The following is a 25843-nucleotide window of genomic DNA, read 5'->3' on the forward strand; positions in this document are numbered from 1 at the left end:
AGATAACACGCATTGTCACCGAGAGATTCTCTAAAAACCCGATTTCTTTAATCGGAGTGCGTAAATCCTGAGAATGCTTCCTTTTCATTGCTTTTTAAAGGCGAGACAGTTTATCATAATTAGCAATTAGAGAGAATTTAACCAACCTGCCATGCTGTGGACGCCCGGACAAACAACCCTCAAAACTCGCCCCTACCGCATCGACGACATCCTCGGAATGGGGGGATTTGGCATCACTTACAAGGCCACACACTTGCAACTTAAGCATCAAGTTGTCCTCAAAACGCCGAATCTGAGTTTGCAAAATGACCCGGAATATCCCAACTTTGTCCGCAGATTTATCCGCGAAGGGCAAATCTTAGCAAAATTTTGCCAAAACGCGCATCCTGGAATTGTCCGCATTAGCGATTTGTTTGAGGAAAAAGGCCTTCACTGTTTGGTAATGGATTTAATCGTCGGGCAAAGTTTATTTAATGCCGTACAGCAACGGGGGCCACTCCCGGATACAGAAGCAGTGGCAATTATCCGCCAAATTGGAGAAGCATTAAGTGATGTTCACCAAGCCGGAATTGTCCATCGAGATGCTCATCCGGGTAATATTATGTTGCGTCCGAACGGGCAAGCAGTATTAATTGATTTTGGTCTTGCAAGTGAATTAATGCCGACTATTATTAGTAGCAGACATCCTCATAACCCTGCTTTTGCTCCTTGGGAACAGCATATGGAAGGTAGTGGTAAACCAACAGTTGATATTTATGCTTTAGCTGCATCTTTATATTATGCGGTAACGGGAAAAGTGCCAACAGCTTCCCTCAATCGGCATTATAGAAATGAAGCATTGCCACCTGCTAAAGATTTTGGGGTGAAGGATTGGGTGAGTTTAGCAATAGAAAAAGGGATGGCATCCGAACCGGAAAAGCGGCCGCAGTCGATGCAAGATTGGTTGAGTTATCTGCGAGAACCGATTCCGCCAACGGTTGCCGGTGTTTCGGTGCAACTTAAATCAGCGCAGGGTGTTGACTATTCTAATTTGCAGAAGTTATTAGCAGGAGAAAAGTGGAAAGAGGCGGATCAAGAAACTCTTAGGGTGATGCGGAAAGCTGCTAGACGGGAGAAAGGAGGCTATTTTAGTAAGGAATCGATCGAGAATTTTCCTTGCGATGATTTGCGGACGATCGACCAACTTTGGGTAAAATATAGTAATGGTCACTTTGGCTTTAGCGTCCAGAAAAAAATTTGGTTAGAAATGCGTAATAAATTTAATTTAGAGACTGAACATAATCTAGGTACTCGCGTCGGTTGGCGAAATAAATTTAATTTAAAAGAGACTGAACATAAGCTAGGCGCTCGCGTCGGTTGGCGAAAAGGAGACCGTTGGTTGGACTACTATAGTGAGCTGACTTTTAATAAGCAAGCACCACAGGGCCACCTCCCTTCGTTATATTCCTTTTGGGAGGAGGAGGGTGTTATTGTGGGGGGGGAGTGGCATGAAGTGGAGGGCGTAGCATTTTTCGCAGAGGACCGGGAGTGGAGTTGCGAGTTGCGGTTTTTCTTCGCTCGCATGGAGAGTTGTAATCTATTACCTCAAACATCACCTCAACCATCACCTCAACCACCAGACTCGCTTAAATCACCGCAGGGTGTTGACTATAGTCATCTGCGGGATTTATTGGCGGCGGGGAAGTGGAAAGAGGCGGATGAGGAAACAAGAAAGGTGATGCTGAAAGCTGCTAGACGGGAGAAGGAAGGTTATTTCAATATCGAATCGATCGAGAATTTTCTTCCTCGTGATGATTTACGTATGATCGACCAATTGTGGGTAAAATACAGTCAGGGTCACTTTGGCTTGAGCGTCCAGAGAAAAATCTGGTTGGAAATAGGCGGTGTTGTTAGTTATGAGACTGAATGCAAACTGGGCGATCGTGTGGGTTGGCGAAAAGGAGGCAGTTGGTTGAACACAAGTGATCTAACCTATAATAAACAAGCACCTAAAGGCCACCTCCCGTGTTGTGGGTCAGGGATAGGGTTGGGGGATGATTGGGGGATGTTGTTTGGTGGGGTTGGGGTTTTAATTTGTTGGGTGCTTGGTTCTCTTCTCCCGCATCGAGAGCTGTAAGCTGTAATCTATAGCGATTTCAGCCCCTTGTCAAGTCTTTTTTCTCGAACTTTTTTCTAGGAAGTTATCGGCTTTTGGTCATTTCATTACCTGCTACGCGGGGGTTTACTCTTCAAACAACAGACTCGCGAAATTCGGGTCATAGCAATTGGCTAACACAAACTGTTTGGAGCTCAGAAACCGGGTTTTTTACGAAATATTTGGTTGTAGCCAGCAGATTCGGTAAAAACCCGGTTTCTTTGGTCAGTGCGTAAGTCCTAATCAACTCTAAATTCGAGACTATTAGTCCAACAGTAACAACTATATCATTCCAAATCCGCAAGAGCTAATTTCAAGCAAGCACGAACCTCCTTCCAGTCACGTTCCGACAGATGACCAATTAGAACTAAGTTGGAAGATGGGGGGAGAGTGACAATAAAACTGCGAAAAACTGAAGCGACTCGTAAACCTGCTGCGGCCCAATCTTGGAGTATATAATCAGTTAAACCTAAAGCAGTGGTCTGTGTAGTAAGGAGTCCAGCTATTACATCGCGGCGGGTTGTGTTATAGGTAACTGATGATAGAATTACAGCCGGACGACGTTTAATGCCAGTCACACCAGGAAAATCAACTGTCACCACATCACCAGGATTAAAAGACACTATTACATCTCCTCATTTTCAGAAAAAATGGTTGCCGCGTACTGCAAAGAAAATGCCGTCACATCGAGTTTATCTTCCTCAGTCCAAGTCTCGCTTTCATCGACAACCGACAGATTTTGCTGCACCAAATCGTTGAGAATAAGAGTTGCCAAGCGCAGTCTATCCTTTGGTGAAAGGGTAGACAGAACGCGATCGTAAACTTCTCGAACAGTAGTTAACATAGCAAATCCTCTTGCTTCTTATCTTGTGGAACACTTAGGACAGGTTGATTTGATTATAGCTCAAAAATTTAATAAAATTATGCTATAATTAAGTTCTAATTTATAACCCCATATTCACCTATGCCAACTTTAACTGATATTGGCACTTTCATTATCCGCGATCCGCACCTTCGCGGTGGCATCCCTATTATTGCAGGTACTGCCACATCGGTGCAGCGAATCGTAGTCTTATACAAACAAGGTAATAGTGCTGAGGAAATAGCAGCGGATCTGGATCATCTCACCTTAGCACAGGTTTATGCTGCACTGACTTATTATCACGCAAATCGAGCAGAAATAGAAGCAGATTTAGCGGCTGAACAAGCAGAATATGAACGTTTGGCAGCATTAAATCGGCTAAAAATGCAGAAAAAAGCATGAGCCAAATTCGTCTTTACTTAGATGAAGATTCACGAAGTAAAAAACTATTGCAAGCTTTACAAAGTCGTGGTGTAGATGTCATTACAGTTTCCGAAACAGGGATGTTATCTCGCAGCGATGAAGAGCAATTAATTTGGGCTTTTACTAATCAAAGGGTAATTTATAGTTTCAACATTAGGGATTTTTATAGAATCCATACCAATTGGCTAGAAAGAGGAGATTCTCATGCAGGAATTATTTTAGGACAGCAAAATTATTCAGTGGGAGAACAAATGCGTCGCCTTTTGAGTCTAATTTCTGCCAAATCAGCGGCAGAAATGCAAAATCAAATAGAGTTTATCAGTGCTTGGAGTGAAGAGTAAAGATATTATCGATCGAGATAATTAGAATCCCGACTTCTCCAAGAAGTCGGGGTTGTGAGTATTCTGGTTTGTGACTACAAACTGCACAGCCTAACTAAAAGATCGATCGTCAAACGGCAATTCATCAAACCGCGAATCACTATCAGCCTCAGCATTCGCAACGGGGGGATTAGCGCGAGATGCCGGCGGCTTAACAGAATTCGCCTGGGCTACTGATAACTTGGCGGCAGGTTCCGATTTCTGTAGATTAACTACAGGTAACTCCCCGCCATTTTCTCCATTTTTGCCCGTTTGATTCCACATCATCATTCCCAGCAAACCATCAACCAAACCGCCACCGCTACCGTTGCCTGTTACCGCAACATCCGGCACAACTCGCACATTGCGATCGCCTATAATTTGCATTAACTGCAAAGCCGTATAACCGGAACCTCCCAAAGCCACAACACCGGCGCGATAAGCTTCAGCTTGAGCATTTCCTTTCACCCGAATCGACTCAGCTTCGCCTTGAGCTTGTTTCACCTGAGAATTCGCTTTCAACTCAGAAATCTTCACGCCTTGTTCCGATTTCACCATCTCTTGTTGAATCTCAGCCAGCGCCGTTTCCCGCACCAATTGTTGCCGCTGAGTTTGTGCTAATTGCTGCACCTCATAGGTCTTGCACTGTTCTTCAGCAATTTTGCGATCTGTTTGAGTTTGCATCAACTCTGCAGGCGGCAAAATATCCCCGATCAAAGTATCAATTGCTTGCACGTCGTAGGTACGCAAAGCTGCTTTGATATACTCGGCGGCTTCCGCTTGTCTGCCGCTTCTTGCCGAGAGAAAATCTAATACAGAATAAGCTTGAGCCGAATTGCGGAAATAATTCCCAATTGTCGGCTGCAAAACGTGGTCTACTAAATTCTGCATCGAACCGACGCGAGAGATGACTTTTGGAGCATCCAAGGCTCCAACGTGAATAATCTGAGCTACTTCTAAATCAAAGGCAAAACCGTCTTGAGAACGCACGGTTAAAGACGAAAGTTGAGAATCGTAACTGTGCCTTTCTGTTTTTCCTGACCAGTTCAATACTATATTAGTAGTCGGCACTAACTCTACTTTCAAAATGCGAGTATTCAGCGGATGTTTCCCCGGATAAAGGGGAGTTACCCAAACCCCTTTATTGCCGACATTTACTAAATTTCCGTGAGTGAAAGCAGCGCCGCTCACATCTTCCGAGGTTTGGCCGACATAGGAAATAACCGCGCCGACATAGCCGATCGGGATTTCGGTCATCGCCACTTGGTCAACCCCGACAAACCAAGGATTTAAGTTCCACGAACCGGAAAGCAAAACCTGTTCCTGCAAACCGCGCCGCCCGCCGGCGGTGATAAATTTTTGCGCGTTTTGGAAGTTGTCGTGATTCGGAATAATTGGGCCAGCAATTTCGCCATCTTGAATCGGAACGCCGTCAAAAGTTGTGACAATTCCCACTTTATCAGGGGCAATTCTGTACAGCTTTAATTGTTCGGCTGTCATCCCGTGTTTGGCAGCATTTGCCGCTGTAATTACTGTAAATAATGCTGTATTAATTCGATAGCTACCGCCAGTCAAAATGCCGAGTTGTCTACCTTTTTCGCCGCCGCCTTTGAGGAATTGGCGAGCATCTTGAAAATTGTCACATTCTGTGATTTTGCCGAGGATGCGCTGCGGTGGAATTGACTTACCACCTGCTGCGATAATCAGGGCAATTTCACCTTGGGGAACTACAGTTAGAGACTCTTTGCGAACGTTGTACTGCAAAGGCCAATAACCCCAGTGCCAACCGGGGGGCAAAGTATCAGCTTGATATCCCGCTTCTCCGTTTAAGGCAATTAAATCTCCGGGCGGTAAAGACTTGCCGCCGAAGCTAAACTTTTTACTGACAATGCCAACTTCGCGATCGCCAATTACTACCAATCCGCCAAAAAATAATGGCAGCACTAGAATAATTATCATACCGCCGATCGCGATCGGGATAAATCCGCCCGGATCGAGCTGCATTGTCTGCACGGGAACAGTGGTACGCAACTGCCCTAACTGCAGGCTAGAATCAGGTTTTGCGACTAACTGAATCGAGGTTCCATTTGCGAGGGGGATATTGCTAGCTGCTAATACCGGCGAGGGTTTCAAACTGGTTGTTGCACTAAGTGCTAAAGACGCCGAAACAGCGGCTACAAACTGTTTTAAAAAGCGGATTTTGACTTGAGATTTGGACAAAAATGAATAAAGCATTTTTTTTTAGCAGGGCTAATTTATCCTAGGAGTTCCAGCTTAGCCTTACTAAAAAGTTTTGGCGTAAAACTTAAGGTCTTATCATTATTTGCCGTCATAATAGTCATATAGCAATCCTTGCAGGAGTCGTAAAATGTTTACCCCACCCCAACCCTCCCCTTATCAAGGGGAGGGAGTAAGAAATTCACAAATGATTTAGGATTCCTATATTTGTCAGTAAAAAAAATACTGCTCATTAAACTACAGGCTGACAATCCCCCGTTTTAAGGCGGAAATCGCGGCCTGCGTGCGATCGCTAACTCCCATTTTGCTCAAAATATTGTTGATGTGAAACTTGACGGTGCTTTCGCTGATGTGCAAAACTTCACTAATCTGGCTGTTGCTTTTACCAGCGACTATGAGGCGGATGACTTCTAATTCGCGATCGCTCAATTCAGGCCCACTCAGGCGATCGGCTAACTTAACACCCACTGCCAGCGGAATGTACTTTTTACCCTCAAAAACAGTCCGAATTGCTGCTAAAAGTTCCTCTGGTTCCGCATCCTTAAGCAGATAGCCCTTAGCGCCAGCTTGCAATCCGCGATAGATGTTTTCATCGCCGTCATAAGTCGTCAGCACCACAATCCGGGCGCTGGAAAACTCCGCACAAATCGCAGCAATGGCGGCGACTCCATCCATTTGGGGCATCCGCATATCCATAAGGGTGACATCGGGCTGATATTCGCGGAACATTGTTAATGCTTCCTGCCCGTTGCTTGCTTGCGCCACAACTTTAACATCTGATTCCTGATTCAGCAGCGCCACTAAACCTTGCCGCACAATATAATGATCGTCGGCAATTAAAACGCGAATAATATTTGATTGGTTAATCATGTTTACCCTGTTAATCTTATTAAAAAAACTGAATTTCTCACTACAAACTTACTATGTATGGTGCGAAATGTGCACCTTTACTGGCGATTAACTGAAACTATAACTTCTGTTCCGTTTCCGGGGCGGCTGTTTACTGTTAGCTGCGCGTTAATGCGATCGGCGCGTTCTCTCATTCCCAATAAACCAAAGCCATTCCTAAAACAGATACTTTCTGTATCAAATCCCTGTCCGTTGTCTTGCACCCGCAAAAGGAACTTGGATGTTTCATAAACTAACTCAATTTTTATCGCTGTAGCTTTGGCATATTTGAAAGCATTTGTTAATGCTTCCTGCCCGATCCGCAACAGGTTATTTTCTACCTCTAATGGTAGGGAATATGCCGTGCCAACCACTTCAAAAATAGTGTGCGTATCAGTATCTGATGACATTTGTTTAGCGATTTGGTTGAGAGCGCTATACAAGTCGCCATCTTCTAACAGTTGCGGGCGTAAAGATTCTACGGATCGCCGTGCTTCAGCAAGTCCAGAGCGAGCCAATTCGCAGACTGTTTTCATGTGTGCTTGTGCTTGTTCGGGATTCGCTGCTATTACCCGTTCTGCGGCTCCCAAATGTATGATGATGCCTGTAAAAGTTTGCGCTAAAGTGTCGTGAATTTCCCGCGCCATCCGGTTGCGCTCTTCGAGAATATTTTGGTCTAGGAGTTGTTTAGACATCCTTCTCAGACGCAATTGATTTTCGACGCGCACTAAAACTTCTTGTTGTTGAAAAGGTTTGGTAATATAGTCTATTCCGCCCAGAGAAAATGCTTTTACCTTATCTAAAACTTCTTGCAAAGCGCTGATAAAAATTATTGGGATATCTTGAGTTTTTGGAGTAGCTTTGAGCTGCTCGCAGACTTCGTAGCCATCCATGTGAGGCATCATAATATCCAGTAAAATTAAGTCGGGTAAATTGGCATTGATAAAGTTAAGAGCTAATTTCCCACTGGGAGCTAGGTGAACTTTATACCCAGCGACAGATAGTATGCTGCTTAAAAGTTTTAAGTTCTCAGGACAATCATCAATAACTAAAATACTTTCTTCGCGGGTAAAACGGAGGTTTTTCTTCATGTCTCATCCCTTAATGTGTGTATTAAATTTAGCAACTGTTCGTACTGAAAATTTTTAATGCAAGCTGCGATCGCCCTCGCTAAGGGCTGATTGATTTCGCGAATTTGACTGATGACTGTGTGCATCTGTTCCAAATCGAGATTGCTAATGGCTTGCTGAAGATTGGCTAGTAACTCAGGAGGCAATTCAGAAAAAGCGCTTTTTGTCAATACATTTACTTCATTTTCTGTGAAGCTGGGCGCAGCATTTAGTTCTTCAAAAACGAATTGCACTCCGATATGTTTGTGCAGAATATCAAATATGTTTGCTTCTCTAAATGGTTTGCGAATAAAATCATCGCAGCCGGTAGAAAGGACAACAGCTTTCTCTTCCTCAAAACTACTTGCTGTTATGGCAACAATTGCTGTCTGGGGTAGGCACGGGGGCACTACCCCTACAAAATCATCGTTTTCCGTAGGGGCAATCCCCCTGTGGTTGCCCTCTTTAATTTGTTTGGTGGCTTCATACCCATCCATCACCGGCATCCGCATATCCATAAAGATTAAGTGCGGCGAATATTGCTCCCACTTTTCTATTGCTTCTCTCCCATTTTTGGCTTCGTAAACTTCAAAACCGATCGCAGAAAGCAGTTTGACTAGCAGTTGGCGGTTGTCAAAAGCGTCGTCTGCAACGAGAATTCGATAGCGCGGTTGATTGGGTGCGATCGCCATAACTCGTCTGGTTGGCTGTTCCCGTTGGCGATCGGCACTTTCAACTGCATTAACTTTAATGTCAAATTTGAATATAGTACCGCATCCCGCACGAGAACTGACTGTCATTTCACCGCCCATTAACTGTACAAAAGAACGTGCGATCCTTAAACCTAATCCTGTTCCTTGTTGCGCTTCTTCGCCTGTTTTGGTTTGAACAAAAGCTTCAAATATCTTGTCTAATTCACTAGCCTCAATCCCATCTCCTGTGTCTTCAATCTCAAAGCAGATTTGCTGAGCAAAATCGTGATTTTTAATTTTCACATGAATGCTGCCTTCCGAGGTGAATTTAATCGCGTTAGAAAGCAGGTTAATCAAAATTTGGCGCAATTTTATTTCATCAGTTCGCACATATTGGGTAACGTCGGGCATCCGCTCTACTAATAACTGCACTCCCTTATTTTGTGCCGGAAGTTGGAACATATTTTCGATGTCGTCCAGCAGGCGGTGGAGGTCAAAATTGGTCTCGTTGAGAGTCGTGCGTCCCGCTTCTATTTTGGACAAATCTAATACTTGGTTAATCAGTTCGAGCAAATGTTCTCCGCTGCGGGTGATAATACTCAGGTGTTCTTGCTGTTCCTGCAATAGGTTAGAACCGCGATTCATTAATTGGGAAAATCCCAGAATTGCATTGAGGGGAGTCCGCAATTCGTGGCTCATATTTGCGAGGAATGTACTTTTTGCTCGGTTGGCTTCTTGTGCTGCGTCTTCGGCTCGTTGTCGTTCGATGATTTCTCGCTGGAGTTCGAGAGTGCGATCGCTCACTTGCTGTTCTAAAGTGCGGTTGTAGTCGGCTAAAACTTTTTCTGCTTGTTTGCGATCGGTGATATCTTGAAATGTGGCGATCGCATAATTAATTTTGCCAGTTTCATCCACAATTGGTGTGCTGGAAACTTCCAAGGCAACAATCCGATCGTGTCGGTGCAGTTCCATATCGTCTACTTTGACCGTTTCACCCCCCAAAGAACGCATAATTGGCATTTGTGCGGTGGGATATAACTCGTTAGTTCCTGCTAAATAAGCTTGACCGATTTCGGCAAATTGAGCGGCATTTAATTCGGGTATATAATTGATGCCGCTGAGTTGGGAAGCTGTGGGATTTGCGTAGGAAATTTGTCCGGCGCTGTCAATTACTGTTACTCCTATCGGCATCGCATTGATAAATTGAGTAAGCCGGTTTTCGCGTTCTTTTACTTCTGTGTAGAGTTTAGCGTTAGTAAGTGCGATCGCCGCTTGTCCCGATAACAATTGCAAAACTTCCAGGCGATCGGGAGTAAAAGCTTGTGCGGTGAGGTTATTTTCGAGATAAACAATAGCAGCCAGTTGACCTTGATTCATCAAAGCAGCACACAAAATAGACTTGGGCTGACGTGCTTTGATGTAAGGGTCATTCGTAAAGTTACCTTCACGAGTGGCATCATTTAACAATAAATTTTCTTTGGTTCGAGCGACATAATTGATAATAGCTTCGGAAAGTTCCTGGCAATTTTCAACAGGCTCAGATTGCAACACTTTTATCCGTTCATCATTAATTGCACCTTCAGCTTCAATCAGCAATTTTCCCTGGCTTTCTAAAATTAAATATCCTTTTTGAGCGCCGACATTTTCAATCAAAATTTTCATCAATCTGGAGAGTAATTTATCCTGTACAATTTCACCAGAAATGGCCTCGGAAGCTTTCATGACTGTAGCGATATCCAAGGAAGAACTAGAACGGCTACCCGTAGTTGATGTAGTGGTTGAAATGTTTTTATTTGTAGGTCGATCGATCGTAAATAATTGCGGATATCGCGTTTCTAAATCTTTGACTTTAGCCGCTGCACCCCATAGCTGGTAGCAGTAACGAGCTTCCTGCATATAAGCTTTGGCTGTTAATTCTTTACCCCTAGATAAATAGAACTTAGCGGCGAGTTCGTAAGCGAGGGCGGCTTCATGGATGTACTCGTTTTCTTTGGCGAGGGAAATTGCGCGATCGTAGTAATCCATTGCTTCCAGAAATTGACCTAAAACTCGCGCTTTTTCAGCTTCAACTAGATAAAATTTATGTAAGTAATTCATGGGAGCGTGATGCGCCCATACCTGCATTTTTTCTTGATTAGCATTAACCCGCTTGAGAGCATTTTCTTTTTCAAAATTTGAATAATCAGCAAATACACTTAAATGCGCTAGAGCATCATAAAAATGGAAGATAGGTATAGCTGCCATTCCCATCACACCATCTAAATATGGTTCTGCAACTACTGCATTTTTAGCAGCTTCATGGGACTTTCCAAACAAATAGCACAATATCAACTTATTTAGATAAAGCAATAAAAGTCCTTGTCTATCGCTCAATTCTAGCTGAAGTGGCTGAAGTGGTAGAAATTTCTCTTCGTTATAAAACTCTCCTATTAGCTGAGTTGGATTGTCAGCCTTACCTAATAAGTTAAAAATAATTTGTAAATACATGGCTAACCAAGTCAAGCAAGTATTGTTTTTTTTATTGGTCGGTATTTCATAAAAATAAATTAACTCTTTTCCTAAGTCTTTAAGTTCACATCCTACTGAGTAGGCATTAAAACAATAATCAAAAGTAGAATAACCAATAAAATCTATATTCCCTGTTTCAACAGCGCAGAAATAAGCCTCTTTTAAAATTGATAAGCTTCCCTTAAGATGCTTTTTCCAATGCAATATATGATTGCCAAATATATCTAAAACTCCAGCCTTCAGGTAATCGGCATTTAATTTTTCTACTAACCTTAAACCTAATCTTCCATATTTATAGCCACTTTCAATATCTTGTATAGTTGTACACAATATGACTCCGTAACTTGCGTAAGCAAAACTAGACTTAGGAGCATTGCCAAATTTAATAGATAAATCAATCTGTGTTAACACAAGTGGCACTAATAATTCTGGAATACCTATATAGCCGATCCCTATCATTCCTCCCAGAATCGACATAGCTGCTAGAGATTCTGGATCGGTCATTTTGGGCAGGTTAATTAAGTTGTAAGGTTCCGCTTTTATATATATGTTATTTGGAGATTTTGGCCAAAGAACTCCTAGCAAATGTAGCACTTTTAATCCAAGGTTAAACCCTTCTTTAAACTTGCTTTTTTTTATGCAATTTTCAATCTTCAACTCATATATTGGGACTTGCTCTAGAACAGTTTTAGCATTTTCTAGGACAAGGTTAGCTAAAGCTTCCATTTGCTCAAAATTCCCCAAACGGTAGGCTACCTGTGCGGCTTCTTGATGTAGTTGCAAGCTGAGGTGGTATTGCAGCAGCCAAGTGTTTCCTGTCAGCAAATTTATCCCTGTTTGCAGATAGTTGAAAGCTGGCTGATAAGCAGTTGATGCTTTAGCCTTTTGACCTGCTATTAGGTTTAATTCTGCCAGTTCATATTTTTCTTCATGATAAACAATTAACTCTAAGCCGAAATTTAATTGATTAACAATATCAAATATTTTTTCGTCTCGCTTGTCGATGGGAGTATTTTGCAGCAGTAGTTGTCCTATTTGTTTGTGGACGAGCGGCTTATCCTGTTCATCAATCAGGGAACAAGCGGCTTGCTGAATTCTGTCATGAACAAACTTGTATTCTACGGATTGCGTACTGGCGAACTTCCCTGCAATTTCTAATTCCACATCTCCCATATTCCCCAGCAACACGACTAAATTTTCAGCAACGGCTGCGTACAAATCATCCGCAGTTTGTTCCACAGATTTTTTGCAAAGTGAGGCGAGGGTTTTCAGATCGAATTGATTGCCAATGCAGGCTGCTATCTTTAACGTTTCCTGCGTCTTCTCTGACAGTTGTTGAATTTTGCTAGCCATCAATTCGACAACATTATCAGTGAAATTCCTCGCTTTAATTTCTTCTAAATTCCACTGCCAACTCCCCTGTGTCCCCCCTTGGTGAGGCTGGGCTGTTTCATTCTCTTGTAGGGGCAATCCCTCGTGAAGATCCCCGATATCTGAAACCCCTACCCCATCGTCTATGGGCTGGGCGGGCACGGGGGCACCGCCCCTACAAAACCCTGGTTTTTCGTAGGGGCAATCCCCCCGTGGTTGCCCCGAAACAGCCTTGGGGGTAAAGTCAAATTGTAAGAGTCCTTCTGTATAAAGCGATTTGAGAAATTCATTCATAAAGAAAGGATTTCCGCCCGTCTTGAAAAACACTAACTCGGCAAGGGAGTTGACTGTTTCTTCCGGGCAATTCAGGGCATCGGCAATCAGTTGAGTAACAGAGGATAAATCCAAAGGTGACAGGAAAATGCGATCGACTTTTGCCCCATTTTTGACAATCTCTTCAATTGTTAGCATTAACGGATGAGCCGCAGAAACTTCGTTATCCCGATAAGCCCCAATTAAAAACAGTCCCGCTGGCGAAGCATTCATCAGCAGTTGCATCAGTTTCAGAGATGCGCCGTCAGCCCACTGCAAATCATCGATAAATATTGTCAGAGGATGTTCGGGTTTGGTAAAGACTTTAATGAAGTTTTGAAACACAAAATTAAAGCGATTTTCCGCTTCAGCCGCACCCAATTCTGGCGGCGGGGGTTGCTTGCCGATAATTAATTCAATTTCGGGAATTACGTCAATAATAACTTGACCGTTAATTCCCAATGCGTCTAATAATTTTTTCCGCCATTCTGTGAGATTGGCTTCGCTTTCTGCTAACAGTTGTTTTGCTAAATCCTGAAAAGAATTGACAATGGCGCTGTAGGGAATATTGCGCTGATATTGGTCAAATTTGCCGGAGATAAAATAACCGCGATGTTGAGTAATCGGTTTGTATAATTCTTGCACCAAAGCTGATTTGCCGATACCAGAATATCCCGAAATCAGCATCATTGAGCTTGTGGCACAGGCATCTTGCCTGTGACTGCTTGTGGCACAGGCATCTTCCCCATGTCCACTTGTGGCACAGGCATCTTCCCTGTGACTGCTGACTGTTTCAAAAGCTGTTAGTAAACTATCAATTTCTCGCTCTCTGCCATAAAGTTTTTGCGGAATTTGAAAGCGATCAGAAATATCTTGACATCCTAGCGAAAAAAAGGATATATTGTTATTGCTGTGCAGTTGATTTAAGCATTCTTCTAAATCCGCTTTAATGCCGATCGCACTTTGATACCGCTCCTCAGAATTTTTCCCCATCAACTTCATCACAATATCGGAAACAATTTGCGGAATTTCGGGATTCACCTGAGATGGAGATAAGGGCTGTTTAGCGAGATGACTGTGTACCAATTCCAGCACATCATTGGTGTCAAAAGGCAATTTGTTTGTCAGCAGTTCGTAAAAGGTAGCCCCCAGGGAATAAAAATCCGTGCGGTAATCTAAACTGCGGTTCATTCTGCCGGTTTGTTCCGGCGACATATAAGCAAGAGTTCCCTCTAAAATGTTGGGATTTTTGATGGTGTAATTCTCGCGCGTTAACTGCGTGGAAATGCCAAAATCGATAATTTTGAGTTCGCCGCTGGCTGGATTGAAGACAATATTTGAAGGGTTAATGTCTTTGTGAATGATGTGGGCGCTGTGAATTTGTTGTAAACTTTCTGTTGTGGCGATCGCAATTCGCAAGAATTCTGCAATACTAAATTTTTGCTGCTGCATCCAAATTTTCAAGGATTCGCCGCCAAAATCCTCAACAAACATTACCAGCGTGTTTTGATATGGCTGCAAATCATAGGCTTTTATACAGCCACTCAGATTCAGAGATTGTGTAATTTTATACTCTGTGCGATAGCGGGCGAGTTCTTGGGGTGTGGGATAATTTTCTTTGAGGACTTTGAGGATGACGGGGAGACTGTCGGGTTGTCGGAATCCTCGGTAAACCAGCGAGTTTGCGCTTTCGTAGATAAGCTCTGTGACTTCAACGCCAGGAAAAGTGAGCATATTCAGCCTGCAGTCAACTTTGCAGTCGAACATAGCATAAATTTGCTCCTCACACCAGAGGGGCGTGAGCCATCAGTCGATTTTAGATTTTAGATTTTAGATTTTAGATTTTAGATTTTAGATTTTAGATTTGACTCCACATCTGAGATTTTAGATTTTAGAAGCCAAGACAGGCTTCCCAGTCAATACAGCTTGTTCGATAATATCAGCGGCGCGCTTAGTTCCGCCCGATCGCCCGATCGCCTCTTGCATCTCGATCGCCCTTTGTTTATACGAATCTTGGGTTAGGACTTTCACAATTGCCGATCGGACTTTAGAAACGCTCAATTCCTTCAAAGGAACCACTTCGCCAACACCCGTATAAGCAATCCGCGCTGCCACTCCCGGCTGATCATTCGCCACAGGAATTGCCACCATTGGGACTCCATTGCTCAAAGATTCCAAAGTCGTATTCATCCCGGCATGAGTAATCGTGAGAGTGGCTTTTTGCAGCAATTCTAATTGTGGTGCATAGCCAACAACGATCGGATTTCCCAGCAAGGGCGGCAAAGATTCGGGAGTCGCACCACCTCCGAGAGATATTACCAATTGAGCGTCTAATCCTTCACAAGCAGAGGCGATTATTTGAAAAACATCCAGCAAGCGATTTTGCACAGTTCCCATCGAAGCATAAATCAATGGTTTGCCAGTTAATTTATCAAAAGGAAAAGGGACTGGTTTGCGCGTGGATCTGTTGTCATAAGGGCCAGTGAAATGGAAGTGTGCAGGTAAATCTTGCCTGGGAAAATCAAATTCTGCGGGTTGTTGGCTGATTTGAGCGAGTTTAGAGTAAAAGTCATTCGGGTGAGAGTAGACAGGTAATTTCCACTTTCGGCGATACTCGGCTATCGGTCCTCGAAGCGGTTTAACAACCAAACTGAGTAACTGATAGCTAATTTGATTGCGTAAACGTGCTCCCCAAGTTGGAGTGTACGGCCAAAGGGTACAAAAGGGAGGAATGTTGGGTTCTCGGTTGACGGCTAAGGCACTGCAAACTGTTATAAAAGGAAGGTTGAGAAAATCCGCGATCGTTCCTCCTTCGAGCGAAACTTGGTCTACAAGCAAAGCTTCTACACCTGCTTTTTTAATGGCGCTTGGAGCCTCTCTGAAAATAGCAGCCGAAATCTGGGTAAAAGTTTTAATAGAAGATCGAAAGGCAGCCAGTCCGCTGAGCTTCCCCTGTTGGCTCAAAGTTTCTGCATTTGTTCCTAGGGGAAACTCATCTTCAGCTAATGACTGGAATTCTAATCCACTGGCTAGAGTTGTGGCTTTAGCATCAGGGAAGTTAAATACAGTAACTCGATGACCGCGACGAAGCAGTTCGCAGCCCAAAGGTATCATAGTGTTGAGGTGGCTGTTGAATCCCGGACAGAGAATGCCGAAGTGAGTCATCAGTAAAGGCTCCTTTGAGGTTAAACTTTTTTTATTGCAGTGGGGTGAGTGGTTTGTGTTGGGGGGTTGGGGCGTGGGGGCGATCGCACTTTTTGGTTATAGATTACTGCTGTGAGGGAGGAAGTTTTGGGGCGTTCCTCGATCGGCTATACAACCAGACTGAGTAAGCGATCGCCCAACTACACTAACTAATAGGTTAGGTTGCCATCGTTATTATCAATTCCTAGTAATGTGACAGAAGATGGCTGATTTCCACCGCGGCAATTGGCAGACAGTTCGTCTCCCTTTATGCTGATGCCTGTGCAAGTTCGGTTGAACGTACTTTGTTCATTAAGATTACCTTGCACGAGTTGTCCATTTTGATTATGAACGCCTTTAATGGTAATGGAAGTGCGCTGACTGGTACCATTTTTTTTGTTACAAGTTGCTGATAATTGAGCGCCATTGATTGAAATGTCCGTGCAACTGGTAGCAAAGGTACTTGCTTTTTGAGCATGAGTCGGCTGCTGAAAGATGGATAACGATAGTACGATTGAAGCCGATAATCCCGACACTTTAATTAAGTTCATGGTCTTTTTTCTGGTTGATTTACTATTTTCAGCCTAAGATAATAACCCTAAAAAGCTTCTAGCTTTTAGTTGAGTATTAACTTAGCCAAATAGTCAGCTTGCGACTCAGAATCTGTGAGATAAAATCCTCAACTTTTGGCTAGGTGTTTCCCTCAAACATAGGCTGCGATCGCTTGGAGAAACTCAGGCATGGCACGCAGGCTTTAGTCATTGCCAGAGAGTGTTACCAGTATATATTTGTATGCGCTCTGCGATACCTAGCCAAAAGTTCAGGTTATCTCCTCAACTAAAGGTTAGTTACTAGCGGATTTGGGTACTCTAGCTCACAATCAAATTCAATCAACTATTAAGGGTGCTAGTTTTGTTTTTGATAAGATTACTAAACCAACCCCAGTGCAACAAAAGGCTCTAGATTTGCTTGGTGTTTCTCTGATTTATACGCAGTAAACCGGGCGCCAAAATCTTTAAAAAGCTTACTCTACACTGAATATGCCTTTGTTTGGTAAATTGGGGAAGTTCAGTGTAATTGGTGATTGGTAATTGTAGCTTGGGTAGAACGAAGGGAAACCGCACATACAATTACTATTAACAGTCAATCGATTTTAGATTTTAGATTTTAGATTTTAGATTGAAGCATTGACTTGCGCGAGATAAATACGTTCGGCAAGCTTCATCGGATACAGGTTTTTGATTTCTCCGTCCTGAGTCTGCGAAGGAATGAATCACGTGGCGGGTATCCTGGATGCTTTCGGTCAAAATCAAAACTCAAAAGTTAACAGTCAACAGTTAATTGTTAACCGTTGACTGTTAAACTGAATGCCTGTGCCGAACTCGCTAGAAACGGTGGGAATGGCTGTTCATTCTTTGGATTTAGCACTTTTGGAGAGCTTACCCTCAAAAGGTTGAACTCCACTATTGGGATAGTTGTCATCGCTGGGGCTAAAAATCCGCACCGCTGCTTCCGAAACGTAACGCATCGCGTTTGCCAAAGATTTAGAAAGATTCATAGAATCTGCCTCTCTTGTCTGAGTTCTGATACTTTTAATATTACTCTGATTTTTGGGCTGTGGATGAGTTTAGCAATATTTATTTGAATTACTTATTGGTCTGCAACAATAAAGCAAGCTGAAGGTTTAAGAAATTACGCATTTTTGGACGATCGACCTTTTGCTGGTAGATTATTTCCTCGCTCAACTCCAGCACTCGCGATCGCCCTCCCGACGGTCAGAAACCGGGTTTTCTAACTCTATTCAAAGGCTGCAACGAAATATTTTCGCAAAAAACCCGGAACGCTTGAGTGTTTGTGCTTAATTCTGAGTTTGTTAAATTCAATATTTATATTGAATTTACCATAATATTAATGTACAAATTAACCGAGATCCGCTATCAAAGGGCATTATAAGCGAATTTATCCGACAAATATCTGCAATCTTCATCAAATATTTACAAAAAGATATGGTGTTTGTCACTATAATTAAGAAAAAGAAGTTTGTCCGGGGTTTTTTTTATGAAAACTACCACAGAAAGCCTGCAGCTCACAGGTTTTGAAGAAATCTTAGAAGACCAGGAACTAACGGTTTCTTCAGCAGATTACAGCCTTTTGACCGATCTCTACCAGCTAACGATGGCCGCTTGTTACGTCGGGGAAGGGCTCGACGGGCGGGCCGCGAGTTTTGAGTTGTTCGCGCGCAGGCTGCCAGAAGGTTTTGGCTACGCGATCGCGATGGGTTTGGCTCAAGTTATCGATTATTTGGAGAAATTTCGGTTTTCTCAGTCGCAAATTGAGGCTTTGCAGTCCACTGGGATTTTTGCCGGCGCCCCGGAACGATTTTGGACTTTACTCGCCACAGCCCGTTTTACTGGCGATGTTTGGGCGGTGCCGGAGGGGACGGCGGTTTTTGCCAATGAGCCACTGCTGCGAATTGAGGCTCCTCTGTGGCAGGCTCAGTTAGTGGAAACTTATTTATTGAATGCCATAAATTATCAAACTTTGATTGCGACGCGGGCAGCGCGGCTGCGGGATGTGGCGGGCCCGGAGGCTAAGTTGCTGGAATTCGGGACGCGCAGGGCTTTTGGGCCTCAAGCTGCTGTTTGGGCGGCTAGGGCTGCTCTGGCTGCGGGATTCGACGGAACTTCTAATGTTTTGGCTGCTTTGAAGTTGGGCCGCAAACCTGTCGGTACGATCGCCCATGCTTTGGTAATGGCTGTTGCCGCCCTCGAAGGCAGCGAGAATCAGGCGTTTGCAGCTTTTCACCGCTATTTTCCGGGGGCGCCACTGCTGATCGATACTTATGATACTGTGGGGGCGGCGCGGATGTTGGCCGATCGAGTAAACAGCGGTGAAATGCAGTTGGAAGGCGTGCGGCTGGATTCGGGCGATTTGGCGGTGCTGTCGCGGGAAGTTCGATCGATCCTGCCTGGGGTTCCAATTTTTGCTAGTGGCGATTTGGACGATCGAGAAATTGCTAAATTAAAAAGTAGCGGTGCTTGCATTGACGGTTACGGTTTGGGAACCAAGTTAGTCAGCGGTTCCCCTGTGAACGGTGTTTATAAGTTGGTGGAAATTGACGGAATTCCGGTGATGAAAGAGGCAAGCGGCAAGGTAACATATCCAGGAAGAAAGCAAATTTTTAGACATATTGAAAATGGGCAAATTCTCGGAGATTGTTTAGGATTGTCGGGAGAAACTATTCACAATTGCGATTCTTACTTACCATTAATGGAGTTGGTTTTCAAGGAGGGAAAACGAGTCAAGAACCAGGAAAGTTTGGAGGATATCGCCAAACGCACTGCTGCTTCTGTCGCCAGTCTTCGACCCGAAACTCGTCAACTTGACAACCCGATTTCGCCGTCAGTGGAAATTTCTACAGATTTGCAGAGTCTCACCGAAAAAACGAAAAAGAGTCAATCGATTTTAGATTTTAGATTTTAGATTTTAGATTGAAGTCAACAGTCAACAGTCAACAGTCAACAGTCAACAGTCAACAATTACCGATTCCCTATGCAGAAGATTGCTCTTTTTGGAACCAGTGCCGATCCACCAACAGCAGGACATAAAACAATTCTGAGTTGGCTTTCGCAACATTTTGATTGGGTAGCAGTTTGGGCGTCGGACAATCCTTTTAAGTCGCACCAAACTTCTCTAGAACACCGATCGGCAATGCTGCTGTTAATGATTCAAGAAATTAATTCGCCCAGACACAATCTTTGCTTGCATCCAGAACTCAGCAGTCCGAGGACTGTGGAAACTGTGGAACAAGCAAAATTGCTGTGGCCGAATGCAGATTTGACGCTGGTAATAGGTTCGGACTTGGTGGGGCAACTGTCTCGCTGGTACAAATTTGAACAATTGTTAAAACAAGTGGACTTGCTGATAGTACCGCGACCCGGTTATCCATCAGAACAATTAGATTTGTGGCAGTTGAGGCGCATGGGTGCAGAGGTGGCGATCGCATCTTTGAGTGCTCCCAATGTTTCTTCTACTTCCTATCGGGAAAAAGGAGACAGGGAAGCTCTGACTCCCACCATCGAAGATTACATCCATAGGGAGCATTTGTACGCATGGCACGAGGCACAAACAAGAGCGAGGGTTGCTCATTAGCTGACTTTAAAGTAGGAGTAGATAATGTTATTTTTTCCGTCGATACCGTGCAGAACCGCTTGTTGGTGCTGTTGCTAATGCGGCCAGACGAACCGTTTATCGATTCTTGGAGTCTTCCCGGTACTTTGGTGCGACACGGAGAGTCTCTTGAAAATGCGGCTTACCGGATTTTGTCTGAGAAAATTCGGGTAAAAAATTTGTATCTGGAGCAATTGTATACTTTCGGAGAACCGGGGCGCGATCCTCGGGAAATTACCAGGGGCAATCGCTATCTTTCGGTGAGTTATTTTGCTTTGGTTCGTTTTGAGGAAGCTGAGTTAATTGCTGGGAGTGTAGTCGCGGGTGTGGGCCACCGCGTCGGCGGCATTGCTTGGTATCCCGTGCAACAAGTTCCTAAGCTGGCCTTCGATCACAATCAAATTCTCGAATACGGATATCGGCGACTGCGTAACAAACTTGAATACAGCCCGGTAGCTTTTGAAGTGTTGCCGGAACTTTTTACTTTGAGCGATTTGTATCAACTTTATACAACTATTTTGGGGGAAAATTTTTCTGATTATTCTAATTTTAGAGCTCGATTGTTGAAATTGGGTTTTTTGTGCGATACCGGTGTTAAGGTTTCGCGCGGGGCGGGCCGCCCTGCTAGTTTGTACCGCTTTGATGCGACCGCTTTTGCTCCTTTCAAAAATAAGCCTCTGGTGTTTATCTAGCTGTTTATTGGATGACATTCGGGGAGCAATTTAGTAACATGAGAATAGAAGCTATTAAGGAGTACGGACTATGAAAGATCCAGATGAATGCGCTAATATTCACGAAGTTCGGGAGGAAATTGATATCATCGATCGAGAAGTGATCGAGGCTTTGAGCAAGAGATTTCAATACGTCATCGCTGCAGCAAGGTTCAAAACGAGTGAAGCTAGCGTTAAATCGTTCGATCGCTTTCACGATATGTTACAGCAGCGGCGCGAGTGGGCTCAACAATCGGGTTTGAATCCTGATGTGGTTGAAAATATTTACCGGGATTTGGTAAATTATTATATTGAGGAAGAGTTGAAACATTACAAATCCAAGTAATCTTTCGCTACATTCAAATCTAGGACTATAGGAAAGTGAGTCCGCGCGGGCGGACTGTTAGCAATATTTATTAGGTGATTTGGTGAGATGAAAATTGCGATCGCACAACTCAACCCTACTATTGGTGATATCTTGGGCAACTCCAACCTAATTCTGGAGGCTGCGAAAAAAGCTGAGGTTGAGGGCGCAAACTTATTGCTAACACCGGAACTTTCCCTGATCGGTTATCCGCCGCGCGATTTGTTAATCAATCCGAGTTTCATTGCAGATGCAGGTGCACAGTTGCTGCAACTGGCGCAAGCTTTGCCGCCGGAGTTGGCAGTCATAGCAGGCACTGCCTTACCTAATGCTAATGCTGTTCAACTAGGCGGAAAATCATTGTTTAATAGCGCTGTTTTGTTGCAAAATGGCGTGGTCAAACAAGTTTTTCATAAACGCTTGTTGCCTACTTATGATGTATTTGATGAAGATAGATATTTTGAACCGGGAGAAAACAGCAATTACTTTTCTATTGGCGAAGTCAAAATCGGCGTGACAATCTGTGAAGATTTGTGGAACAATGAGGAGTTTTGGGGTAAACGCAGTTACGCGGGCGATCCTGTTTCCGATTTGGCAAAATTGGGTGTAGATTTAGTGGTGAATTTGTCGGCATCGCCTTATTCTGCTCTGAAGCGGGGAGTGCGATCGGCTATGTTGCAGCACAGCGTCATCCGCTGCGGGATACCGATTATTTATGCTAATCAAATAGGAGGAAATGACGATATTATTTTTGACGGCAGCAGTTTTGCTGTGAATCGAAAGGGTGATTTAATTCAGGTATTAGCTTCTTTTGAAACGGATTTTGCGGTGCTGGAATATGATGCAGCTAAACAAGATTTAGTTGCCAGCGGGAACGGGCAAGATGCCCGTTCCACAACTGATTTGGGATTAGGTGAAGGACGACAAAAACTAGGTTCGATCGGCAGTGGCGTTGGCAGCGGGAACGGGCAAGATGCCCGTTCCACAACTGATTTGAGTTTTTATCCGGCGGTTGGAGATGCCGAAATTTGGGCTGCTTTGGTTTTGGGAGTGCGAGATTATGTCCGCAAGTGCGGTTTTTCTAAGGTTGTACTCGGTTTGAGTGGCGGGATAGATTCGGCTTTGGTGGCTGCGATCGCCAGTTGCGCGATCGGGCCCGAAAATGTTCTAGGGGTGTTGATGCCTTCTCCTTATAGTTCGGATCATTCGGTTAATGATGCTTTGGAATTAGCCCGAAATCTGGGCATCGCGATCGAAATGTTGTCGATCGACGATTTGATGAAAACTTACGATCGCACTCTCGCCGATTTGTTTGTCAACACAACTTTCGGCATTGCTGAGGAAAATATTCAATCGCGGATTCGAGGCAATCTGTTGATGGCAATTTCTAATAAGTTCGGACATTTGCTACTTTCGACTGGCAATAAGTCGGAAATGGCGGTGGGTTACTGCACCCTCTACGGCGATATGAATGGGGGATTGGCGGTGATTTCCGATGTGCCGAAAACTCGCGTTTATTCGCTTTGTAGGTGGCTGAATTCTGGCGGATATGTAGGGGCGGTGCCCCCGTGCCCGCCCTCTCCCTACCCACCCCCATGCCCGCCCCTGGGAAAGGAAATTATTCCGGTTAATATTATTACTAAACCGCCTAGTGCTGAACTGAAGCCTGGACAAATTGACCAAGATTCTTTGCCGGATTACGATGTTTTGGATGACATCTTGCAGCGGTCGATCGAACATCACGAATCGGTTCAACAAATTGTCGCTGCTGGACACGATGAAGCCGTGGTTAAACGTGTAGTAAAATTAGTCAGGCAAGCGGAGTTTAAGCGGCGGCAAGCAGCCCCAGGTTTGAAAATTAGCGATCGAGCTTTTGGTACCGGTTGGCGGATGCCGATCGCCAAATCTTCCTTCTATTAAACCCATCCTTAAACGCAAAATGGTTAACATCGACGGTACTTTTGGCTTCGATTTTCTCGCGGGAACTCTCAGCAACGATACGATTAGAGGATTTGCGGGTAATGATACTATTCAAGGTTTGGGGGGAAACGACCGAATTTTTGGCGATCGGGAAAATGACTTGCTAGCAGGAAATGAAGGCGCTGATACGCTGTCTGGCGGGCAAGGAAGCGATACAATCTATGGAGGACAAGACTCCGATTGGATTTTTGGCGATCGGGGTCAGGATTTGCTAATAGGAGGCGAAGGCAGGGATCTCTTGACAGGAGGCGCGGGGGAGGATTTATTTGTGATGGAAAAAACCGCCGCCGCATCTACTATTAGTGAAGCCGATATAATTACCGATTTTGGCAACGGCAATGATAAAATTGTCTTGACAGAAGGCATGAAGTTTAGCGATTTAGAGCTTTCTGTTTCCAACAACCAAACTATTATGAAAGATAAAAACTCTGGTGATTATTTAGGAGTTGTTTTGGGAAATTCTAATCTGACAGAATCCAACTTTATGTCGCTGTTTGGCGGACTAGATAGGGGTCAGCTTTTGCCAATTTCTGTTAACACGATTATAGCCGATCGCGCGTTAGCGCAGCCCTCGCAGAGGATCGGACTAGAAGTGGCGCAAACTCCCCAAGAACAAGCGACAGGTTTAATGTTTCGCACAGAATTGCCAGACGACAGGGGAATGCTTTTCCCGATCGAACCCCCGCGAAACGTGCGTTTCTGGATGAAAAACGTGTTTATTGAACTCGATATGGTTTTTCTGCGGGAAGGCGTCGTGCAGGCGATAATTCCTAACGTACCGCCGTGTTTGAGCGAAACCTGCCCCAACTACGGCCCGGATGTTCCCGTTGACGGAGTGATTGAACTCAGAGGCGGAAGGGCGGCCCAATTGGGATTGAAAGTGGGCGATCGGATTCCCAATTTACCCTAAAAGGTAGATGATATCATGTCTGTTTGATTCGGACTTGTATGATGTTAAATTTTGTAGGGGCGGGTTCACCAACAATAATTGCCCATAATCTACAATATAATAAACCCGCCCCCGCCCATACTACCGGACATGATATGATTTTATCGCAGCATTCAACATTTGTGCATCCCATGAATCCTATTGAATTAAAAATAATCCCCAATCAAACTCAAGACGGTTTAGCTTACCAACATTTGCGCTTGCGAATTACAACTCAAGACGGTATCATCACACCCGATGATTTACAAGGTTTGAAACTTCCTCAACACGTTCAATTAAGCCAAGGAATTGTCATTGAAGGTAGAGGAGCAATTTGGCTGTACGGGTATTTAGTGCACGAATGTCATCCTGCAGCTTGGGTTGGATGTTACGATCCGCGATTAGAAGGTGCGGTGGTAGTAGCGACGCACAAGCACGAGGTATCAGTTGGACAGGTATTAAAATTGAGTTTACCGAGCGATTAAGACTCTCCTGAGTTTTAGGTAATAATAAATAAAAATAAAACTTCCCGTGGTGGGGGCATCTTACCTGCCTTAGCGACTGTGAATTTCTTACTCCCTCCCCTTGCTAAGGGGAGGGTTGGGGTGGGGTAAAAAATTTACGAGTCATTTAGCATTGCTATAGCTCCCTCAGAAGATTATTAGCCACAGATGCACGCACAGCAATCCCTATAAATTCACAAAACATCTGCGCTGTTTAGCGTGCAGTTGGTGTTGTCATGCACCTTACTGAATCCGCACTAAGGCAAAAAAATAGTTTGACGGGCAATATACTATTGTTAGTTGTTATTTCTTAGTTATTAATTATGGCAAATTACAGAACTGTATTGTTGTTCAATAGTCTAACTTTAGTGCTAGTTGGGCTAGTGACGGCGTGTCTGAGTTTATTCGGTTCTTCAGTAAAAGGGTTATTTTTGCCGCCTTGTTCTGCCACGTATCCGGGTGCAGGTTTCTTTTTCTTGGCGTTTCAAATGTTATTTTATTTATCGGTAATGGTGTGCGCTTTTACCTTTGGATTGCTGAGAATTATTCAACCCGATCGCCCAGAAAATCGATTTATTTTATATTCGGCACTGTTTGCAGGTTGCTTTCTGTTCAATGAAGTTTTTCGCACCCACGTTCATCTGGGACGTGCGGGTTTCCCGAAAGCGACAATTGTCATATTTTACGCGGTGCTGGCAATTGCATACGGATTAGCTTTTCGGAGACAAATTCGCTCGACTCCCTATCCTTTACTGCTGAGTGGCGTTGGTTTGTTATTTGTTGCCTTTTTTGCAGAAGCGCTGCCTTTAAAAAACGAGATTGTTTCGAGCTTGCTGGAGGGAATACCGAAGCTGTTGAGCGGGATTAATATTGCACTTTATTTTTGGTTTTTGTGTCAGGGTTTGATAGTGCGATCGCTCAATTTTTCTAACAATAAATTACATCCCGAATGAAGTAAGATGAAAATTTGCCGTTGGGTGGGGGCGGGTTTTTGAGATAGTCGGTTTTTGGCAAATATTGTTGGTAAAACCCGCCCCTACATGATTGTATAATCGGTTAAAACTGAGATATTGCACAGTGTCAATTAGCTTTTTAGGAACAGGCTTTCC

Annotated in this window: 20 protein-coding genes; 11 read left to right on the forward strand and 9 right to left on the reverse strand. The window is 44.0% G+C overall.

The genetic code is table 11. The annotated features are described in order from the left end of the window. Positions 1-151: 151 nt before the first annotated feature. Positions 152-2116 carry a serine/threonine-protein kinase gene (locus QT984_RS18315; protein ID WP_333374607.1) on the forward strand — a complete coding sequence of 655 codons (1965 nt, stop codon included), beginning with the start codon at positions 152-154 and terminating at the stop codon, positions 2114-2116. 305 nt (positions 2117-2421) lie between these two features. On the opposite strand, the gene QT984_RS18320 is transcribed toward QT984_RS18315, so the two are convergent. Beyond that, positions 2422-2757, reverse strand: a complete 336-nt coding sequence (locus QT984_RS18320) for a type II toxin-antitoxin system PemK/MazF family toxin (RefSeq protein ID WP_333374610.1) — start codon at positions 2755-2757, stop codon at positions 2422-2424. Between the two features lie 2 nt (positions 2758-2759). Then, the gene (locus QT984_RS18325; protein WP_190734845.1) at positions 2760-2978 is read right to left on the reverse strand and encodes a hypothetical protein; all 219 of its coding nucleotides are present in this window, start codon (positions 2976-2978) and stop codon (positions 2760-2762) included. A 120-nt stretch (positions 2979-3098) separates the two neighbouring features. Here QT984_RS18325 and QT984_RS18330 point away from each other — a divergent pair, with 120 nt between their 5' ends. Together QT984_RS18330 and QT984_RS18335 are read left to right on the forward strand one after the other, a co-directional pair. After that, positions 3099-3398 (forward strand): DUF433 domain-containing protein, encoded by a 300-nt coding sequence (locus QT984_RS18330; protein WP_333241144.1) that lies wholly within the window; start codon positions 3099-3101, stop codon positions 3396-3398. Beyond that, the gene (locus QT984_RS18335) at positions 3395-3760 is read left to right on the forward strand and encodes a DUF5615 family PIN-like protein (RefSeq protein ID WP_333249118.1); all 366 of its coding nucleotides are present in this window, start codon (positions 3395-3397) and stop codon (positions 3758-3760) included. The genes QT984_RS18330 and QT984_RS18335 overlap by 4 nt, the downstream gene beginning before the upstream one ends. 90 nt (positions 3761-3850) lie before the next feature. Here QT984_RS18335 and QT984_RS18340 read toward each other — a convergent pair whose 3' ends face one another. The 7 genes from QT984_RS18340 to QT984_RS18370 form a co-directional block, all read right to left on the reverse strand. After that, positions 3851-6013, reverse strand: coding sequence for a flotillin family protein (locus QT984_RS18340; RefSeq protein WP_333313145.1), 2163 nt, complete (start codon positions 6011-6013; stop codon positions 3851-3853). 240 nt (positions 6014-6253) lie between these two features. Continuing rightward, complete coding sequence (locus QT984_RS18345) at positions 6254-6883, reverse strand: response regulator transcription factor (protein WP_333211441.1); 630 nt, start codon at positions 6881-6883, stop codon at positions 6254-6256. An 80-nt stretch (positions 6884-6963) separates the two neighbouring features. Continuing rightward, entirely contained in the window at positions 6964-7995 is a 1032-nt protein-coding gene (locus tag QT984_RS18350; RefSeq protein ID WP_333374612.1) for a response regulator, read from the reverse strand. Then, the gene (locus QT984_RS18355) at positions 7992-14630 is read right to left on the reverse strand and encodes an AAA family ATPase (protein ID WP_333374614.1); all 6639 of its coding nucleotides are present in this window, start codon (positions 14628-14630) and stop codon (positions 7992-7994) included. Before QT984_RS18355 ends, QT984_RS18350 begins: the two co-directional genes overlap by 4 nt. 150 nt (positions 14631-14780) lie before the next feature. Then, positions 14781-16061 carry a glycosyltransferase gene (locus QT984_RS18360; protein WP_333056326.1) on the reverse strand — a complete coding sequence of 427 codons (1281 nt, stop codon included), beginning with the start codon at positions 16059-16061 and terminating at the stop codon, positions 14781-14783. 188 nt (positions 16062-16249) lie between these two features. Beyond that, complete coding sequence (locus QT984_RS18365; RefSeq protein WP_333056327.1) at positions 16250-16630, reverse strand: CVNH domain-containing protein; 381 nt, start codon at positions 16628-16630, stop codon at positions 16250-16252. A gap of 857 nt (positions 16631-17487) precedes the next feature. Then, entirely contained in the window at positions 17488-17637 is a 150-nt protein-coding gene (locus QT984_RS18370; protein WP_333056328.1) for an isochorismate synthase, read from the reverse strand. Between the two features lie 500 nt (positions 17638-18137). Between QT984_RS18370 and QT984_RS18375 the strand changes: the two genes are divergently transcribed. The 8 genes from QT984_RS18375 to QT984_RS18410 all read left to right on the forward strand — a co-directional run bounded on the left by QT984_RS18375 (position 18138) and on the right by QT984_RS18410 (position 25687). Continuing rightward, positions 18138-19562, forward strand: a complete 1425-nt coding sequence (locus tag QT984_RS18375) for a nicotinate phosphoribosyltransferase (protein ID WP_333056329.1) — start codon at positions 18138-18140, stop codon at positions 19560-19562. A 69-nt stretch (positions 19563-19631) separates the two neighbouring features. Further along, complete coding sequence (locus tag QT984_RS18380; RefSeq protein WP_333056330.1) at positions 19632-20231, forward strand: nicotinate-nucleotide adenylyltransferase; 600 nt, start codon at positions 19632-19634, stop codon at positions 20229-20231. Then, positions 20192-20941, forward strand: coding sequence for an NrtR DNA-binding winged helix domain-containing protein (locus tag QT984_RS18385; protein WP_333056331.1), 750 nt, complete (start codon positions 20192-20194; stop codon positions 20939-20941). The genes QT984_RS18380 and QT984_RS18385 overlap by 40 nt, the downstream gene beginning before the upstream one ends. A 70-nt stretch (positions 20942-21011) precedes the next feature. After that, positions 21012-21305, forward strand: coding sequence for an isochorismate lyase (locus tag QT984_RS18390; protein WP_333056332.1), 294 nt, complete (start codon positions 21012-21014; stop codon positions 21303-21305). Between the two features lie 87 nt (positions 21306-21392). After that, complete coding sequence (locus QT984_RS18395) at positions 21393-23243, forward strand: NAD+ synthase (RefSeq protein WP_333339709.1); 1851 nt, start codon at positions 21393-21395, stop codon at positions 23241-23243. Positions 23244-23262: 19 nt separating this feature from the next. Then, positions 23263-24213 carry a DUF192 domain-containing protein gene (locus QT984_RS18400; RefSeq protein WP_333374617.1) on the forward strand — a complete coding sequence of 317 codons (951 nt, stop codon included), beginning with the start codon at positions 23263-23265 and terminating at the stop codon, positions 24211-24213. A 170-nt stretch (positions 24214-24383) separates the two neighbouring features. Beyond that, on the forward strand, positions 24384-24716 hold the full coding sequence (gene crn3, locus QT984_RS18405) for a CRISPR-associated ring nuclease Crn3/Csx3 (RefSeq protein ID WP_333056335.1): 333 nt from the start codon (positions 24384-24386) through the stop codon (positions 24714-24716). A gap of 341 nt (positions 24717-25057) precedes the next feature. Continuing rightward, positions 25058-25687, forward strand: coding sequence for a hypothetical protein (locus QT984_RS18410; RefSeq protein ID WP_333313142.1), 630 nt, complete (start codon positions 25058-25060; stop codon positions 25685-25687). The last annotated feature ends 156 nt before the right edge of the window (positions 25688-25843 follow it).

Source organism: Microcoleus sp. Z1_B2, assembly GCF_036700325.1.
GTDB lineage: Bacteria > Cyanobacteriota > Cyanobacteriia > Cyanobacteriales > Microcoleaceae > Microcoleus.